14 protein-coding genes are annotated in these 15,491 nt (G+C 67.7%); 1 reads left to right on the top strand and 13 read right to left on the bottom strand.

The annotated features are described in order from the left end of the window. Genes ACWEH3_RS18500 through ACWEH3_RS18485 form a run of 4 tightly spaced genes read right to left on the bottom strand, consistent with a single transcriptional unit; the run spans position 1 to position 3,004 of the window. Positions 1-756, bottom strand: coding sequence for a GvpL/GvpF family gas vesicle protein (locus ACWEH3_RS18500; RefSeq protein WP_450021635.1), 756 nt, complete (start codon positions 754-756; stop codon positions 1-3). Continuing rightward, positions 756-1,166, bottom strand: a complete 411-nt coding sequence (gene gvpJ, locus ACWEH3_RS18495) for a gas vesicle protein GvpJ (RefSeq protein WP_450021633.1) — start codon at positions 1,164-1,166, stop codon at positions 756-758. The genes ACWEH3_RS18500 and gvpJ overlap by 1 nt, the downstream gene beginning before the upstream one ends. Then, complete coding sequence (locus tag ACWEH3_RS18490) at positions 1,163-2,362, bottom strand: SRPBCC family protein (RefSeq protein WP_450021631.1); 1,200 nt, start codon at positions 2,360-2,362, stop codon at positions 1,163-1,165. Before ACWEH3_RS18490 ends, gvpJ begins: the two co-directional genes overlap by 4 nt. A 6-nt stretch (positions 2,363-2,368) precedes the next feature. Continuing rightward, the gene (locus ACWEH3_RS18485) at positions 2,369-3,004 is read right to left on the bottom strand and encodes a hypothetical protein (RefSeq protein WP_450021629.1); all 636 of its coding nucleotides are present in this window, start codon (positions 3,002-3,004) and stop codon (positions 2,369-2,371) included. Positions 3,005-3,412: 408 nt separating this feature from the next. Here ACWEH3_RS18485 and ACWEH3_RS18480 point away from each other — a divergent pair, with 408 nt between their 5' ends. Next, positions 3,413-3,868, top strand: a complete 456-nt coding sequence (locus ACWEH3_RS18480) for a VOC family protein (RefSeq protein ID WP_450021627.1) — start codon at positions 3,413-3,415, stop codon at positions 3,866-3,868. Positions 3,869-3,945: 77 nt separating this feature from the next. On the opposite strand, the gene narI is transcribed toward ACWEH3_RS18480, so the two are convergent. From narI to ACWEH3_RS18435, 9 genes are all read right to left on the bottom strand, one after another. Beyond that, entirely contained in the window at positions 3,946-4,704 is a 759-nt protein-coding gene (narI, locus tag ACWEH3_RS18475) for a respiratory nitrate reductase subunit gamma (RefSeq protein WP_450021625.1), read from the bottom strand. Beyond that, positions 4,701-5,381: a nitrate reductase molybdenum cofactor assembly chaperone gene (gene narJ, locus ACWEH3_RS18470; RefSeq protein ID WP_450021623.1), complete on the bottom strand. Its 681-nt coding sequence runs from the start codon at positions 5,379-5,381 to the stop codon at positions 4,701-4,703. Before narJ ends, narI begins: the two co-directional genes overlap by 4 nt. Further along, complete coding sequence (gene narH, locus ACWEH3_RS18465) at positions 5,378-7,105, bottom strand: nitrate reductase subunit beta (RefSeq protein WP_450021723.1); 1,728 nt, start codon at positions 7,103-7,105, stop codon at positions 5,378-5,380. The genes narJ and narH overlap by 4 nt, the downstream gene beginning before the upstream one ends. A gap of 65 nt (positions 7,106-7,170) precedes the next feature. Then, positions 7,171-10,881 (bottom strand): nitrate reductase subunit alpha, encoded by a 3,711-nt coding sequence (locus ACWEH3_RS18460; RefSeq protein WP_450021621.1) that lies wholly within the window; start codon positions 10,879-10,881, stop codon positions 7,171-7,173. A 687-nt stretch (positions 10,882-11,568) separates the two neighbouring features. Continuing rightward, positions 11,569-12,261: an acireductone synthase gene (gene mtnC / locus ACWEH3_RS18455; protein WP_450021619.1), complete on the bottom strand. Its 693-nt coding sequence runs from the start codon at positions 12,259-12,261 to the stop codon at positions 11,569-11,571. After that, the gene (locus ACWEH3_RS18450; protein ID WP_450021617.1) at positions 12,258-12,833 is read right to left on the bottom strand and encodes a 1,2-dihydroxy-3-keto-5-methylthiopentene dioxygenase; all 576 of its coding nucleotides are present in this window, start codon (positions 12,831-12,833) and stop codon (positions 12,258-12,260) included. Before ACWEH3_RS18450 ends, mtnC begins: the two co-directional genes overlap by 4 nt. Continuing rightward, positions 12,830-14,476, bottom strand: a complete 1,647-nt coding sequence (gene mtnA, locus ACWEH3_RS18445; protein WP_450021615.1) for an S-methyl-5-thioribose-1-phosphate isomerase — start codon at positions 14,474-14,476, stop codon at positions 12,830-12,832. The genes ACWEH3_RS18450 and mtnA overlap by 4 nt, the downstream gene beginning before the upstream one ends. Before the next feature lie 76 nt (positions 14,477-14,552). Continuing rightward, the gene (locus tag ACWEH3_RS18440; protein WP_450021613.1) at positions 14,553-14,894 is read right to left on the bottom strand and encodes a DUF1330 domain-containing protein; all 342 of its coding nucleotides are present in this window, start codon (positions 14,892-14,894) and stop codon (positions 14,553-14,555) included. Between the two features lie 169 nt (positions 14,895-15,063). Continuing rightward, the gene (locus ACWEH3_RS18435; RefSeq protein WP_450021611.1) at positions 15,064-15,234 is read right to left on the bottom strand and encodes a hypothetical protein; all 171 of its coding nucleotides are present in this window, start codon (positions 15,232-15,234) and stop codon (positions 15,064-15,066) included. Between the last annotated feature and the right edge of the window lie 257 nt (positions 15,235-15,491).

Genomic DNA, 15,491 nt, shown 5'->3' with positions numbered 1-15,491 from the left:
TTACCCCTCGGGTGCGCGCTTCATGACGAAGTCGTAGGCCGCCATCGGACCGAGCAGGTTCAACTCCACGCGGCCGTCCCAGTCCTCGCCGAGCCTGCGCAGCGTGTCCTCCAGGTCTTTCTGCCGGTCCAGTTCGACCAGCACCGCGATGTGGACGGCATCCTCCTCATGCGTGGGCTCGCGCTGGTTGACGAGCGGTTCGAACTCCTCGAGCTCGGCGACCACCTTGCGAGTGTCCTCGGCCCGCTTGGACTCGATGGCCTGATTGATCATCTCGCCGAGCGCGATTCGCTCGTTACGGGTGGCGTCCTCCGGTTTGTCGCGGATCTCCCCGGCCAGCCGGGCGGCCTCGGCGTTCTCGTCGAGCAGCTCCCGGAGGATGGTGTTCTCGACGTAACGGCCTCGGACCACGAACTGCGCACGGCCCTCGAGCTGCTCCAGAGCGGAGCGGAATTCGTCCTCGTTCGCTCCGAGTAGTTCGTTCTCCACCGCCTCGGTGTCGGTCATGACCGCGCCGAAGCGCAGCGGCAGCACCGGAGCGACGGCGGCCGATCCGTCCAGCAGTTCGGCGTGCGCGGTGAGGTCGTCGGGCGTGCCCAGCGGCCGGTCCGGCTGGATCCTGCTGATCAGCGCGGCGATCTCGCCGTGCCGCACCACCCCGACCTCGCCATCGCCGACGCCGGTGGCGTGCGGCTCGGGTTCCACATCGGCGGGCACGATGCCGTAGACGTAGACCGATGTTGTAGCGGTAGTCATCAGCCCTCCCTGCGTTTGGGCCTGCTCGCCGTCTGGCGCTTGTCCTGCACGTCGCCGAGAAAGTCCTTTACCTTCTCGCCCGCGGCTTCCAGAGCGCCCTGCGTCTTGTGCTTCGCCGCTCCCTGAGTGACGTCACCGACGATGTCGGTCAGCCCTTTCGGTTCGCTGGTGGAGATCTCCAGCCGGTTGACGGCTTCGGCGAAGCGCAGATAGGTGTCCACACTGGCCACCACGACGCGGGCGTCGATGGTCACCAGCTCGATGCCGACCAGCGACACGCGCACGAACGCGTCGATGACCAGGCCTTTGTCCAAAATCGTGTCGATCACGTCGGCCAGGCTGGAGGAATTCGGGCGTGCCATCGTGCCCGCTCCGCCACCACCGCCGCCGCCTGCGGGTTCGATGGTCATGCGTTTGCTCCTCGCTTCTCACGCGACCGGCGAGGCGCCGCGCTGCGGCGGCGGGCAGCGGGTCGACGGCGAGGACGCCGATCTTCGTCTTGCTCGTCCTCGTCTTGCTCGTCCGTCTCTTGTTCGTCGGTCTCTTGTTCTTCCTCGTCCGGCTCCTGCTCGTCCGGCTCTCGTTCCGTTTCCTCTTCTCCCTGATCTTCTTCGGACTTCTCCTCTTCCTCGCGGCGCGCGGTCTCGTCGTCCTTGACGACCTTGCTGTCATGGATTACGCCGTGCCAGCCGACGATGTCGTCGGGGTGCAACACGGCCTCGGTCATCACGTGCCGCCGGAAGTGCTTCAGTTCGAGTCGGCATCGGCGGCCGGTCGCGCGCCAGATGTTGGCGGTCTTCTCGAAGACTCCCTGGGGGTGGTACTCCAGCACCACGAGGATGCGGGTGTACTGCGGCGTTATCTTGTGGAAGGTGACCGCGCCGTCGATGTAGCCCTTGTGCCCCTTGGAACGCCAGATGATCCGCTCGAACGGCACCTGCTCGATAATCGTGGATTCCCAGGTGCGCCGCGACCAGAACACTTTGCCGGTCCAGCTGAGCTTCTCGTCGGAGACCTGTTCCACTTGCTCGACCTTCTTGGTGTACTTCGGGAAATCCGCGAACTGGGTCCACTGGTCGTAGGCCAGGTCGATCGGAACGCCGACGTCGACGTCCTCGACGATGTTCGTCAGCTTGAGCTTCTTGCTGCCGCCCTTGCCCTTGCCGCCGGTGAGCGATTCCTTCACGTTCTCGAACTGCTCCCGCAGTGAGTGACCGAGCTTGGTTTTGCCCATGCTCATGGCCGTGCTCAACGGCGAAGAGCCACCGGCGAGCTTCTGCACGCCGGTCAGCGCTGCCAGCAGGTTCCCCCCGCCGCCGCCCTCGGCGTACTCGTTCAACCGGCCCGCGGTCTTCGACACCTGGTTCGTGAGCCCGGTCACCGCGCGTTCGGTCAGCGCTCCGGTGAGGTTCTGCAGCGACTGCTGCAAAATGCCGGTCGGCGTGGGCGGCGCGTTCTTCTCGGCGGAAGATCCGGCCTTCTTGGCGGATCCTCCCGCCTTCTTCGCGGACGATCCCGCCCCGGTCGCGGCTTTGGCGGCCCGGCCCGCCGTATCGGCGGCCACCTTGCCGACTCCTTCCGTCGCCTCACGCAAAATCTTCGCCATCGCCGGTCACCTCCTTGTGCGGCGCACGGGGGCCTGGCCGGCCTCGGCGCGAGTACGGCCGCGGCCGGAAGTCCCGGACGGCTTACGATCCGCGGAGTCGGACGAACGGTCGGCGGTCCGCGAGCTCGCTCCGCGCTTGGCGGTGGTGCTCGACCGGCGAGTGCGCGTCCGCGCGGCAGGCCGCTCGGTGTCGTCCTCTTCCTCGCCCCGCTCGGAATCGTCTTCGTCCTCGGGCTCTTGTTCTTCCTCTTCGTACTCGTCCTCGGGCGTTCGATCTTCGTCCTCGTCCTCGTCCTGGTCCTCGTACTCGTCCTCGGGCGCCTGCTCCTGGTCCTCGTACTCGTCCTCTTGCTCTTCGTCCTCGTACTCGTCCTCAGGCTGTTGCTCTTGCTCTTCGTCCTCCTCATCCGCCGCCTGTGAGCCGCGTTGTTCTTCGCCCGCCAAGAGCGTCGTCCCCTGCTGTAACCGGTTGCTGAGCGCGTCCATGCGGTTGCTCGCCGCGGTGACGGCGGCCGAACGCACCGCGCCGAGCAGTTCGCCGCGCACGGTGTCGGTGATCTTGGTCAGCTCCGGCGTCGATTTGAGCAGCTCCGTGCCGCGCTCGAGCAGTTCGGCGGGTGTTCCCGCGGATCGCCTCGCCATCGCGGCTCCCGCCAGCGTCATCGCAAAGCGCATTTTCTTCGTGCGGCCGAGCAGGTACCCGAGGCCCACCCCTAACGCAATTCTTGCTCCACCTTTCATTGCTCACTCCTTGCTCATCTCCGCCGCCGCGGCTTCGCGAAGCCGGGGCGCCGAGACTTTGACGTCCCCAGAAGTGGGATAGACCACATGGCAGCGGCCAAACTTCAGCGTATGCCTGGTTACCTGATGGGTCGATGGGTTCTGCCTGCGGAAAGCGGGGAACTCGCAGGCTGGCGAACCTGTTTCAGCGATCACTGGGCGGTAGAGGTCGAAAAAAATTTCGAGAAACTTCGCGAAGTATGTCGAAGGCGAGCGGGCGGCTCCGACCGGTAGGTGACAGCAGGTCACACCACAGCACAGGAGCACATCATGTCCGTCAACACGTTCCTCTGGTTCGACAACGCCGCCGAGGAGGCCGCCGCGCGCTACGCGGCGGTGATTCCCAACTCGCGGGTGGTCGAGGTCTCTCGCAACTCCGACGGCTCGGCGTTCATCGTCTCGCTGGACCTGGACGGTCAGGCGGTCACGCTGATGAACGGCGGGCCCGGCCACCCGCAAACGGACGCCGCGTCGCTGCAGGTGGTCGTCGACACCCAAAAGGAGGTCGACCGGCTGTGGGAGGCACTGACCGCCGACGGTGGCGAACCCGGCCCGTGCGGCTGGCTGAAAGACCGCTACGGCCTGTCCTGGCAGGTGGTGCCCTCGGCGCTGCCGAAGCTGATGAGCGGTGACGATCCGGCCAAGACGATCGCCGTCGGCACCGCCTTGCGGTCGATGTCCAAGCTCGATCTCGCGGCTCTCCAGGACGCCTACGACAACGCCTGATCGGACCGACCCGCGGCGAACGCCGAAGACCCCGCCCGGACGCCGTTGTCAGGGCGGGGTCTCGCGCGACGGCGTCGTCAGCGCCAGCGTTCGGGGGTCACGGCCGCGTCCCACGCGCGGGCGTAGCGACGCTTGTCAGGGGCGTCGTATTCCTTGCTGCGGTAGACCACATACGGCCGCACCAGGTAGCCGACCGGCGCACTGAACATGTGCACGAGCCGGGTGTAGGGCCACAGCCCGATCAGGGCGAGCACGACCAGCCCGTGCAGTTGGAAGGTCCACGGGGTGTCCACCATGAGCTCGGGTCGCGGGGTGAGCGTGAACAGACTGCGGAACCAGGGCGAGACAGTCTCGCGATAGTTGTAGGTGCCCCACAGCAGGTTGCTGCCCCAGGTGTTGAGCAGGCCGGTGACCAGTGCGGCGGTCAGCAGCCCGTACATCAGCTTGTCGTTGCCCGTGGTCGCCTTGCGGACGGCGGGAACGGTGAATCGCCGGTAGAGCAGGATGCCGACACCGGCCAGCACGGCCAGCCCGGCCAGCGACCCCGCCGCGACGGCGACCACGTGATAGACGTGCTCGGAGATCCCGACCGCCGAGGTCCACGACTCCGGGATGAGCACGCCGAGCACGTGCCCGCCGAACACCCCGAGCATGCCGAAGTGGAACAGCGGACTGCCCAGCCGCAGCAGGCGGCTCTCGTAGATCTGCGAGGAACGGGTGGTCCAGCCGAACTGGTCGTTGCGGTAGCGCCACAGGTGCCCGAGCGCGAAGGAGGTGAACGCGACGTACGGCAGGATCGACCACAGCGAGACCGGCAGATGCGGGGATGCGTTCATCGTCGGCCTTCCGATCCGTCGAACAGGGAGGGATCCATCGCGAAGGGCTCCAGGCCGACTTCCTCCTCGGGCGGGCCTTGGGCGGCGAGTTCGGCGATGCGCCTGCGGTCGGCCGTGGTGGGCGGCGGCAGCGTCGCCCCGATCGCGGCGAGCACTCCCGCGTAGGGAGAGTTGTTGTCCGACAGCGAGAGTCGCAGCAGCTCGAGTACCGGAACGTGCTCGCCGAGCAGCCGTTCGCCGCCGATCGGGTCGACGGTGGCGGCGAACTCCAGCAGCACCGGCAGATGGTCGGGCAGTTCCTCGTCTCCGAGTTCGACACCGGCGTGCCGATAGGCGTGTTTGAACCGCAGCAACGCCATTCCGCGCTTGCGGGTGTCGCCGTAGGCGTAGAAGGTCAGGTGCAGGCTGGCGCGGCGGCGCATGTCGAAGGTCGCGACGTAGGTGGCCGCGAGTTCCAGCGGCGGGGTGGTCCGCAGGTAGTCGAGGCATTCGCTCAGGTGTGCGCGTACCTCGTCGGGCAGATCAGCTGCGGCGCTGGTCAATTGGTCGATCAAGGCCAGTGTCTGCGCGGTGGGGTAGTCCAGTAGCAGCGCGGCGATTCGCCATACCAGTTGACGGTCGCGCTGCGCGAGTTCGACCACCGCTTCCGGGCGGCGGCGCAGCTTCAGTAGGCTCATCGCCCTGCTCCACTCGGCGCGGAGGCCGGATCACCGGAGACGGCGCTGTCCGGACCGTGCCCGTTGCCCGCACCGTTCGCGTGCCCGTTGCCCGCACCGTTCGCGTGGCCGTTACTCGATCCGTTGCCGTTGCCGTTGCCGTCGCTCGGCACCAGGCCCTCGGTGCTCTTGCCGTCCCAGTTCAGCAGGTTGATCCGGGACGACTTCTGCTCCGGCGCGGCGTCGTTGGCGTCGGTGAGGTGGAACTTCTCCACCATCTGATCGAACGCCGTCATGCCAGGACCGCCTTCGGTGTCCAGGCTGCACCCGGTGGCGAGCGAATCCAGTTCGTGCGCACGGGCTCCCGCGCCGCTCGGGATGACGTAGCGGTGCTCGTACTTGGCGATGGCCAGCAGCCGGTACATCGCCTCGATCTCCTCGGGCTCCAGCCGCACCGACGGTGCGATCGAGGGATCGGGCTCCTCACCGAGGTTGACCGACCGCATGAACGAACGCATGGCCGCCAGGCGTTGCAAGGCGGCGCGCACCGGCCCTACTTCGCCCGCGGTGAACAGCTCGGCCAGGTACTCCACCGGAATGCGCAGCGCGTCGATCGCGCCGAACAGGTTGGACACGTTCTCGCCGTCGTGGCCGGTCTCGCTGAGCACGTCGACCACGGGCGACAGCGGCGGCACGTACCAGACCATCGGCATGGTGCGGTACTCCGGATGCAGCGGCAGCGCGATCTGGTAGTCCACGATCAGTTTGTAGACCGGCGAATCCTGGGCGGCCTGAATCCATTCCGGCGAGATCCCGGCCCGCTCCGCCTCCGCGATCACCCGCGGGTCATGGGGATTGAGGAACACCCCCAACTGGGACGGATACAGATCCTTGTCGTCGGTGACCGACGCGGCCTCGAGCACCGCGTCGGCGTCGTAGAGCATGACGCCGATGTAGCGCAGCCGCCCGACGCAGGTCTCCGAGCACACCGTCGGGATGCCGACCTCCACGCGCGGGTAGCAGAAGGTGCACTTCTCCGCCTTGCCCGTCTTGTGGTTGAAGTAGATCTTCTTGTACGGGCAGCCCGACACGCACTGCCGCCAGCCGCGGCACTTGTCCTGATCCACCAGCACGATGCCGTCCTCTGCGCGCTTGTAGATCGCGCCGGAGGGGCAGGACGCCGCGCAGGAGGGGTTCAGGCAGTGCTCGCAGATGCGGGGCAGGTAGAACATGAAGGTCTCTTCGAACTCCAGTTTCACCTGCTCCGACAGCTTGGCCAGCAGCGGGTCCTTGCCGACCTGCTCGGGGCCGGAGCCGAGGTCGTCGTCCCAGTTCGCGCCCCAGGTGACCTGCGTGTCCTGGCCGGTGATCAGCGATTTGGGCCGCGCGACGGGCGTCGTGTCGACCGGCGGCGAGGACAGCAGGTTGTCGTAGTCGTAGCTCCACGGCTCGTAGTAGTCCTCGACCGTGGGCAGATCCGGGTTGGCGAAGATATTCAGCAGCCGCTTCAGCCGGGAGCCGGACTTCAGGGTGAGCTTGCCGCGCTTGTTCAGCGTCCACCCGCCCTTCCACTTCTCCTGATCCTGGTACTGCCGCGGATAGCCTTGCCCGGGGCGGGTTTCCACGTTGTTGAACCAGACGTACTCGGTGCCGCCGCGGTTGGTCCACGCCTGCTTGCAGGTGACCGAGCAGGTGTGGCAGCCGATGCATTTGTCCAGGTTCATCACCATGGCCAGCTGTGCCATGACGCGCATGTCAGTACCGCTTTCTCGCGTCGGTGGATGGTGCCCGCGTGCCGCACTCACCCATGTCAGTACTCCACTTCCTGCGAGCGCCTGCGAATCGTGGTCACCTCGTCGCGTTGATTTCCGGTGGGGCCGTGGTAGTTCAGCGCGAAGGACTGCTGCGCGTAGCCGCCGATGAGATGCGAGGGCTTGATCATGATGCGGGTGAGCGCGTTGTGGATGCCGCCGCGCTTGCCCCGGCCCTTGGTGTCCTCGCCGAGGCCCTCGATACGCGGCACGTCCACCGCGCGGTCCTGGGCGTGGTACATGAACACCGTGCCCTCCGGCATCCGATGGCTGACGATGGCGCGAGCCACCACGATGCCGTTGCGGTTGATCGCCTCGATCCAGTCGTTGTCGGCCACGCCGATCTTCGCCGCGTCGCGATCGGACATCCAGATCGTCTGACCGCCGCGCGAGAGCGTGAGCATGTGCAAATTGTCCTGGTAGGCGGAGTGAATCGACCATTTCGAGTGCGGCGTCAGGTAACGCACCGTGACGCCCCTCTCGCCGACCTCGCCGATCGAGGGCTCGTGGAACAGCGCGGTCATGTCCAGCGGCGGACGGAAGATCGGCAGCTGCTCGCCGAGCTCGATCATCCAGTCGTGGTCGAGGTAGAAGTGTTGCCGCCCGGTGAGCGTGTGCCAGGGCTTGAGCCGCTCGGTGTTGATGGTGAACGGCGAGTACCGGCGTCCGCCGGTCTCGCTGCCCGACCACTCCGGCGAGGTGATCACCGGCACCGGGCGCGCCTGGGTGTCGGCGAAGGTGATCCGCTTGCCCTCGTGCTCGGCGGCCAGGTCGGCCAGTTTCGTTCCGGTGCGGCGTTCCAGCGCGTGGAAGCCCTCCACCGCGAGCCTGCCGTTGGTGGTGCCCGACAGCGCGAGGATCGCCTCGGCCGCGTGCGTGTCCTTGGCCAGCGACGGGCGGCCCTGCGCGACACCGGACACGACCGTGCCGTTCACCCCGGCTAGGTACTCGACCTCCTGGTCGGGATAGGTGGTGACGCCCTTGGTGGTGACGCCGAGCGTGTCGACCAGCGGCCCGAGCGCGGCCATCTTCTCCGCGATCTTCGGGTAATCGCGTTCGACCACGACCAGCTTCGGCATGGTCTTGCCCGGAATCGGCTCGCACTCACCGGCTTTCCAGTCCAGCACGCGGCCGCCCGCCTGCGCCGTCGCGTCCGGCGAGTCGTGCTGCAACGGAACGGCGACGATGTCCTTGCGCTTGCCCAAGTGCTTCTCGGCCATCCAGGAGAAGCCGCGCGCGATCCGGTGGAAGGCGTCGAAGTCGGTCTTGGCCTCCCAGGGCGGCGAGATGGCCGGGGAGAACGCGTGCACGAACGGGTGCATGTCGGTGGAGGACAGGTCGTGCTTCTCGTACCAGGTGGCGGCGGGCAGCACGATGTCGGAGAACAGCGTGGTGCTGGTCATCCGGAAGTCCAGCGACAGCAGCAGATCGAGCTTGCCGGTGGCGGCGGTCTCCCGCCAGTTCAGCTCCTGCGGCCGCACGCCGGTGGCTTCGGCGCCCTGTAGGTTGGAGTCGGCGCCGAGCAGGTGGCGCTGGAAGTACTCGTTGCCCTTGCCGGAGGAACCGAGCAGGTTCGCCCGCCACACGGTCAGGCAGCGTGGGAAGTTCTCCGGCGCGTCCGGGTCCTCGCAGGCGAATTTCAGGTCGCCGGACTGCAACCCGTCCACCACGTGCTCCGGCGCGGTCTTGCCCGCGGCCTCGGCCTCGTCGACCAGGTCGAGCGGGTTGCGGTCGAAGGTGGGGTAGCTCGGCATCCAGCCCAGCCGGCTGGCCAGCGCGATGTTGTCGGCGGCCGTGCGCCCGGCGAACTTGCCCGTGCCGAGCGGAGAGGCGAACGACTCGGCGGTGAACGGGTCGTAGCGCCACTGGTCGTTGGTCAGGTACCAGAACACGGTGCCCTGCATCTGCCGCGGCGGGCGCTGCCAGTCCAGGCCGAAGGCCAAGGTGGACCAGCCGGTGACCGGGCGGCATTTCTCCTGCCCGACGTAATGCGCCCAGCCGCCGCCGTTCACGCCCTGGCAGCCGGTCAGCAGGGTGAGGGTGAAGAACGCGCGGTAGATCTGATCGGAGTGGAACCAGTGATTGGTGCCCGCGCCCATCAGGATCATCGAGCGGCCGCCGGAACGGTCGGCGTTGTCGGCGAACTCCCGCGCGATGCGCTGGGCCTGCACCGCGGGCACGCCGGTGATGGCTTCCTGCCAGGCCGGGGTGTAGGGCTCGGTAGCGTCGTCGTAGCCGCTGGGCCACGTGCCGGGCAGTCCGTCGCGGCCGACGCCGTACTGGGCGAGCAGCAGATCGAAGACCGTGGTGACCCGCTTGCCCGCGACGGTGGTGGTCGGCACGCCGCGCACGAGCACGCCGGGAACGTCGCTGTCGAAGCGGGGAATCTGTACAGCCGCAGCATCGTCGGTGCGGCCGTACAGACTCAAGAGGGGATCGACGTCCCCGAGATCGAGATTCCACCGCCCGGTTCCCGCTTCGCCGAACCGATGACCGAGCGACCCGTTCGGCACCACCGGCTGCGCCTGCGCGTCCAGCAGCACCGTCTGGAACTCCACGCCCTCGCCGGTGCGGCCCAGGTCGGCGGCGGTGAGGAACTTGCCGGGCAGGTAGGCCCCGTCGCGCTCGTCCAGCGTGATCAGGTACGGCAGATCGGTGTAGCGCTTGATGTAGTCGAGGAATCGCGGCGTCGACTTCTCGACGAAGAACTCCTTCAGCACCACGTGGCCCATCGCCATGGCCAGCGCGGCGTCGGTGCCGGGACGCGCGGGCACCCACTCGTCGGCGAATTTGGTGTTGTCGGCGTAGTCGGGGGAGACCACGACCACCTTCTGGCCCCGGTAGCGGGCCTCGGTCATGTAGTGCGCGTCCGGCGTCCGGGTGACCGGCACGTTCGAGCCCCACATGATCAGATAGCCCGCGTCGAACCAGTCCGCGGACTCCGGCACGTCGGTCTGGTCGCCGAACACCTGTGGCGAGGCCACCGGCAAGTCGGCGTACCAGTCGTAGAACGACAGCATGGAGCCGCCGAGCAAAGAGATGAAGCGGGCGCCGACGGCATGGCTGACCATCGACATGGCGGGGATCGGCGAGAACCCGGCCACCCGGTCCGGGCCGTACTGTTTGATCGTGTAAACGTGTGCGGCAGCGGCGATCTCGGCTGCTTCCCACCACTCGGCGCGGACGAACCCGCCCTTGCCCCGCGCGGCCTTGTAGCTGCGCGCCTTCGCGGGGTCTTCGACGATCTCGCCCCAGGCCAGCACCGGGTCCTTGAGCCGGGACTTGGCTTCCCGGTACAGCTCCAGCAACGTGCCGCGCACGTACGGGTAGCGCACCCGGGCGGGCGAATAGGTGTACCAGGAGAACGACGCGCCGCGCGGGCAGCCGCGCGGCTCGTACTCCGGCTTGTCCGAGCCCACGGAGGGGTAGTCGGTCTGCTGCGACTCCCAGGTGATCACACCGTCTTTGACGTAGATCTTCCACGAACAGGACCCGGTGCAGTTCACGCCGTGCGTGGAACGCACCACCTTGTCGTGCGACCAGCGATCCCGGTAGAACTCGTCGGCGCTGCGACCGCCGACCTTGTGCAGCGTCCGCCGATCGGACGATATCTCGCCCCGGTGGAAATATTTCCCCAGCCGCAGGAGCGCGTCCCCGGCGTCGGTGGCCGGGGCGGAGGGTGTATGACCCTGGGTACGCGAATTAACCACGACGTCCCCTTCGAGCTGTGCGGTCGGGTTGATGTTCCGACTGTAAAGAGGCACGCACGGCTGACCAAACGTCTTTCTCACAGCCAATTCGGCAGGGTGGTGAGTTGTGAGATCGGCGCAACGTCACGGTCACGGTAGCGCGGTGCTATCGGGCGGCATCCGGTGGGCCGACCAGGGGCAAACGGCTCTGAACTGGACAAAATCGGATCCGGGGAGTCCGTCCGCACGCATGTCGGTGATGCTTTGGAAACGGCGGGTTCTCCAGTGCTTTACATTTGTTAACACATTGGATCGATCTTCCGTGGGGCATTTTTCAAGTGTCCCGGCGAGTTTCGCTCGCGGCTCGGTGACAATATATTGTCATCGCAATCACAATTCGCTGAAAATTCGCCCGTCGTCGATCAATTGCACTGTGCTCCAGGCTCCGTCCGGTCCGCCGTCGCCTCGGCCGGGTCAGGGTGGCGTCGCCGGTCCGGCTACCATCCGCCGGATGACACTGTCGCTCGTGACAACCGGCGGTGGACGACGGATCGGCCGTGCGGTGGTGGAACGGCTGCCGACTCGCGGTACGCCGTCCTCTCGCAACGGGGCCCACGTTGGGCGGAATCGACGTCGGCATACGGACCGACGCGCGGCGGGTCGATCCGGCCGAAAGTGGTCGCGGTTCCGAGGAGGTTGTCTGCGCAATCAGACCTGTTCGGCGGGGTCGATGTCGGCGAACGTGTCGACCCAGCGGTGCGGCGGTCGTGGTGGATTGGGCTCGCCGGGACGGGCCAGCCCGACGACTCGCCATCCGGCGGCGAGGGCGGCGTCCAGCTCGTCCGGGTGATCGGACAGGAACAAGATCCGCTCGGCCGGTGTGCCGATCGCACCCGCGATCTTGTCGTAGGAGGATGACTCGCGTTTTCCGCCCGCCGTCGACAGATCGAAGTACCCGCTGATCAGGCCGGACAGGCTGCCTCCGCGCGCGAAGGCGAACCAATCCTGCTGATTGCGAATCGATCCCGAGGAGTACACGTACAGCGCGAGACCCGCGGCGTGCCACGCGGCCAGGGCCGGTGGCACGTCGGGGAAGAACTCGCCGTGCAGTGCGCCGCTGCGGAAACCCTCCGCGCAGACCACACCCTGCGCGGTCTTCAAAGGCTCGGCCTTGACGTCGGTGTCGAGCCACCCGCGCAGGATCGCGGCGACTTCGGCCGGGTCCGCGTCCGGCCGACCGGCCAGCTGCCTGGTCGCGGCCAGCACGGGCGCCGCGGCCGCGGAGCTGTTCTCGGCCAGCCACTCCGGAAGCCGCTCGCGGGTGTAGCCGTACAGGTCTTCGCGGACCGCGGCGGTGGGGCTGGTGGTGCCCTCGATATCGACGACGACGGCGTCGATCACGGCGCGGTGAGCAGCTCGTCGAGGGTGGGGAAGCCCGCGCTGATCTTGTCGCCGGTGAAGTCGCCGACCCAGCCGTCCTCCTCCTCGAAGAAGCGGATGGCGATGAAGTCGGGCCGCTCGCCCATGTCGAACCAGTGCAGCGTGCCCGCCGGAACCGAGAGCAGATCGCCGCCTTCGCAGACCACCGCGAGAACCTCCTCGCCCAGGTGCAGGTAGAAGCAACCGCGCCCGGCGGCGAAGAAACGCACCTCGTCTTCGGCGTGGCGGTGCTCGTCGAGGAACTTCCCGCGGGCGCCCTTGGCGATCTCCGGCCACTGCGGGTCGGCGTCGTGGGGGTGGATGCGGGCGATGTCGATGTGCTTGTAGCGCCCGGTCTCGTTCAGTTCGGCGACGTTCGTCTCGTAGTGCGCGAGCAACTCCTCCGACGGCACCGACGCGGCGTCCTCCACCACCGGCCAGCGGCCGAACGTGATGCCGTGCTTCGCCAGCTCGGTGCCGATAGTCTCGTCGTCGCTGGTGCGTACGCGCACGTCGGCCGCGTCGCCGGCGGCCATCACCTGCAGCAGGGTCATGTCAGTCCAATCTCGAGAAAATCGTCGCGCTGGCCGAACGCCGCCGGACTACCGGTGCGGCACACCAGCTCACACAATGCTTCCAGGCATTCGGCGCGATCGCGCGCCCGGGCGAGGTCATCGCCCCACGCGGTGATCCCGTGCCCGGCGATGACCAGGACCGGAAGCGCGTCGGGGTGGTCGAGGAGATAGCGCTCGATGTCGGCCCCGATGCGCGGCACCTCGGGCCAGTTCGGGAAGACCGGGATGTCCGCGACGGCCGGATCGCCGCCACCGAGTCCCTTGATCAACTCGTAGTCGGTGATCCGCAGCGTGCCGAGCGTTCCCGGCGTCGCCGAGCGGGTGGCCAGTGCCGTGGCGAACGGCGGATGGATGTGCACGACCGCTTGCGCCGGACGGGCCCGGTAGACGGCGGTGTGGATCGTCGTCTCCGCGGAGGGTTTGCGCCCCTGATCGGCCACCGGCGCGGAGTCCGCGACGCGCACGGTGACCATGTCGCGCTCGGTGAGCTCCCCTTTGGACAGCCCGCTCCCGGTGACCACGGCGGTGGCGCCGGTGCGCACGGAGATATTGCCCGCCGTACCCGGCATCCAGCCGCGCCGGTACAGCTCGCGGGCGACGTCCGCGATTTCCGCGCCGGGCGACCGATCGGACCGGTGCACCACACCCTCTTCGGTGACCACCGCGGTCACCAAATCGGCGGGCGTGACGTCGAAGGCCGGGTTGAAGACCCGAGTGTGCGCGGGAGCCGTTGCCACACCGCCGAATCCGGTCACCTCGGCCGCCGCGCGTTCCTCCACCACGATCTCCCGGCCGGTGGCCATCGAGAGGTCGCGGGTCGACTCCGGGGCCACCACGACGAACGGGATGCCGTGATGACGGGCGGCGAGCGCGAGACCGTAGGTGCCGATCTTGTTGGCGACGTCGCCGTTGGCGGTGACCCGGTCGGCACCGACCAGCACGCAGTCGACCTGTCCGGTCGCCATCGCCCAAGCGGCGGCCGAGTCGATGGTCAGCCGGTGCGGGATGCCCGCCTCGGCCAGTTCCCACGTGGTCAGGCGGGCGCCTTGCAGCAGCGGGCGGGTCTCGTCCACCAGCACCTGCTCGATCGCGCCGCGCTCGGACAGCACCCGCAGCGTGCCGATGGCGGTGCCGAACGCACTGGTCGCGAGCCGTCCGGTGTTGCAATGGGTGAGCACGCGCAGCGGCCGGTCCGGACAGAGGCGCTGCACCAGGTCGGCGGCGTTGGTGGCGGCGGCCCGGTTGACCCGGCCGTCTTCGGCCAGCATGTCGAGGGTCTCGGCGAGGACCGCGTCGGCGCCCCGGCCCACCTTCGCCCGGACCCGCCGCACCGCCCAGGCCAGGTTGACCGCCGTCGGTCGCGCCGCCGCGATCCGATCCGCCTCGGCCTGTGCGGCGGTCTCGTCCACCACGCCGCCTACGGTGTGCGCGGCGGTGGCGAGGACGACGCCGAACGCGCCCGCGATGCCGATGGCGGGCGCGCCGCGAATGGCCAGCGTCTTGATCGCGTCGATGACCTGGTCGACGGTGCTCAGCCGCAGCTCACGCACCTCGTGCGGCAGTCCGCGCTGGTCGATGGTGACGAGCGTGCCGTCGTCCCAGACCAGTGAGCTGTCGTCCATCAGGCGCATCCTTCGCGTCGAACCGGGTCGTGCCTGGTCAACGGTATCGGACGCCGGACGGCGAGCCGAAATCGCGTCAGGCCGCCCCGGCGCGCAGTTTGGCGGCGCGTTCGCGCGGGTCGTAGTCGGGGCCGACGCCCTCGATGAGCAGCAGGTCGCCGTCGATGTGATCGGCGCGCAGCGGCAGGATCTCCTGATAAGCGGGCGAGTGATACCACTCCCGCGCCTCGGCCATCCCGGGGAACTCGATCAGCACCATGCTGCCGGGCCAGTCGCCTTCCACGACCTCGGCAGGGGACCCGTGGATGACGAAGCGGCCGCCGAACGGGTCCAAGGTGGCCTGGATGCGCTCCAGGTATTCGAGGATGTCGGGATGCGGCCTGCGACTGCGGAGGTGGGCGAAGCCATAGGCGGACATGGCGGGTGGATTCCTTCGTTCGACGACGCCGGAGATGGCGTCGAACCGACGGTAGGTCCGCCTCGCGCGGGGTGGCAATTACCTCCGGGGTAAGCACAGGGCCTGAAAACGACCGCGGCCGCCGGTCCCGGGAGGAGGTGGGGCCGGCGGCGCGGGTGGCGCAGATCAGCTAGCGGCGGCGCTCCTGCTCGCCGCGCCGGTCGGGCATCTCGGACCGGTTGCCCCGACGGCCTTCCATGTCAGCGCCCTCGCGGACGTCCTGCTCTTGGCGCTGTTGCTGCTGCTGCCTCGGCATCTGCTTCGGCATTTTCTTAGGCGTTTTCTTCGACTTTTCAGTCATCTCCACTCGGTCCTTTCCGGGGGATTGATATTCGCCTAACGAACACACGATAGCGAGCGGGAATGGCCTGTGGAAGAGGAAATGAAAAATATGGCTCCGAGCGGCTCTCTTGTTGCGTTTCCGCTGGTAAAAGCGCTATTGAGCCCTGCATTCAGTAATGAATCCAGTTCAGTTCGACTTTTTCTTCCGGCCAGGTCGATGCCGGGTGGACCGGATGAAAACGGCGGTCAGGCGTTCGTTTTATTTGCCTCGTTGAT

The sequence above is a fragment of the Nocardia sp. NPDC004718 genome, assembly GCF_053601535.1.
This window is presented reverse-complemented; position numbering and strand designations above follow the sequence as displayed.

What these genes read in the sequence shown, in the direction of transcription:
- ACWEH3_RS18500 (WP_450021635.1), bottom strand. Translation starts at nt 756, where the DNA reads ATGACTACCGCTACAACATCGGTCTACGTCTACGGCATCGTGCCCGCC.
- gvpJ (WP_450021633.1), bottom strand. Translation starts at nt 1,166, where the DNA reads ATGACCATCGAACCCGCAGGCGGCGGCGGTGGTGGCGGAGCGGGCACG.
- ACWEH3_RS18490 (WP_450021631.1), bottom strand. Translation starts at nt 2,362, where the DNA reads ATGGCGAAGATTTTGCGTGAGGCGACGGAAGGAGTCGGCAAGGTGGCC.
- ACWEH3_RS18485 (WP_450021629.1), bottom strand. Translation starts at nt 3,004, where the DNA reads ATGGCGAGGCGATCCGCGGGAACACCCGCCGAACTGCTCGAGCGCGGC.
- ACWEH3_RS18480 (WP_450021627.1), top strand. Translation starts at nt 3,413, where the DNA reads ATGTCCGTCAACACGTTCCTCTGGTTCGACAACGCCGCCGAGGAGGCC.
- narI (WP_450021625.1), bottom strand. Translation starts at nt 4,704, where the DNA reads ATGAACGCATCCCCGCATCTGCCGGTCTCGCTGTGGTCGATCCTGCCG.
- narJ (WP_450021623.1), bottom strand. Translation starts at nt 5,381, where the DNA reads ATGAGCCTACTGAAGCTGCGCCGCCGCCCGGAAGCGGTGGTCGAACTC.
- narH (WP_450021723.1), bottom strand. Translation starts at nt 7,105, where the DNA reads ATGGCACAGCTGGCCATGGTGATGAACCTGGACAAATGCATCGGCTGC.
- ACWEH3_RS18450 (WP_450021617.1), bottom strand. Translation starts at nt 12,833, where the DNA reads ATGACCCTGCTGCAGGTGATGGCCGCCGGCGACGCGGCCGACGTGCGC.
- mtnA (WP_450021615.1), bottom strand. Translation starts at nt 14,476, where the DNA reads ATGGACGACAGCTCACTGGTCTGGGACGACGGCACGCTCGTCACCATC.
- ACWEH3_RS18440 (WP_450021613.1), bottom strand. Translation starts at nt 14,894, where the DNA reads ATGTCCGCCTATGGCTTCGCCCACCTCCGCAGTCGCAGGCCGCATCCC.
- ACWEH3_RS18435 (WP_450021611.1), bottom strand. Translation starts at nt 15,234, where the DNA reads ATGACTGAAAAGTCGAAGAAAACGCCTAAGAAAATGCCGAAGCAGATG.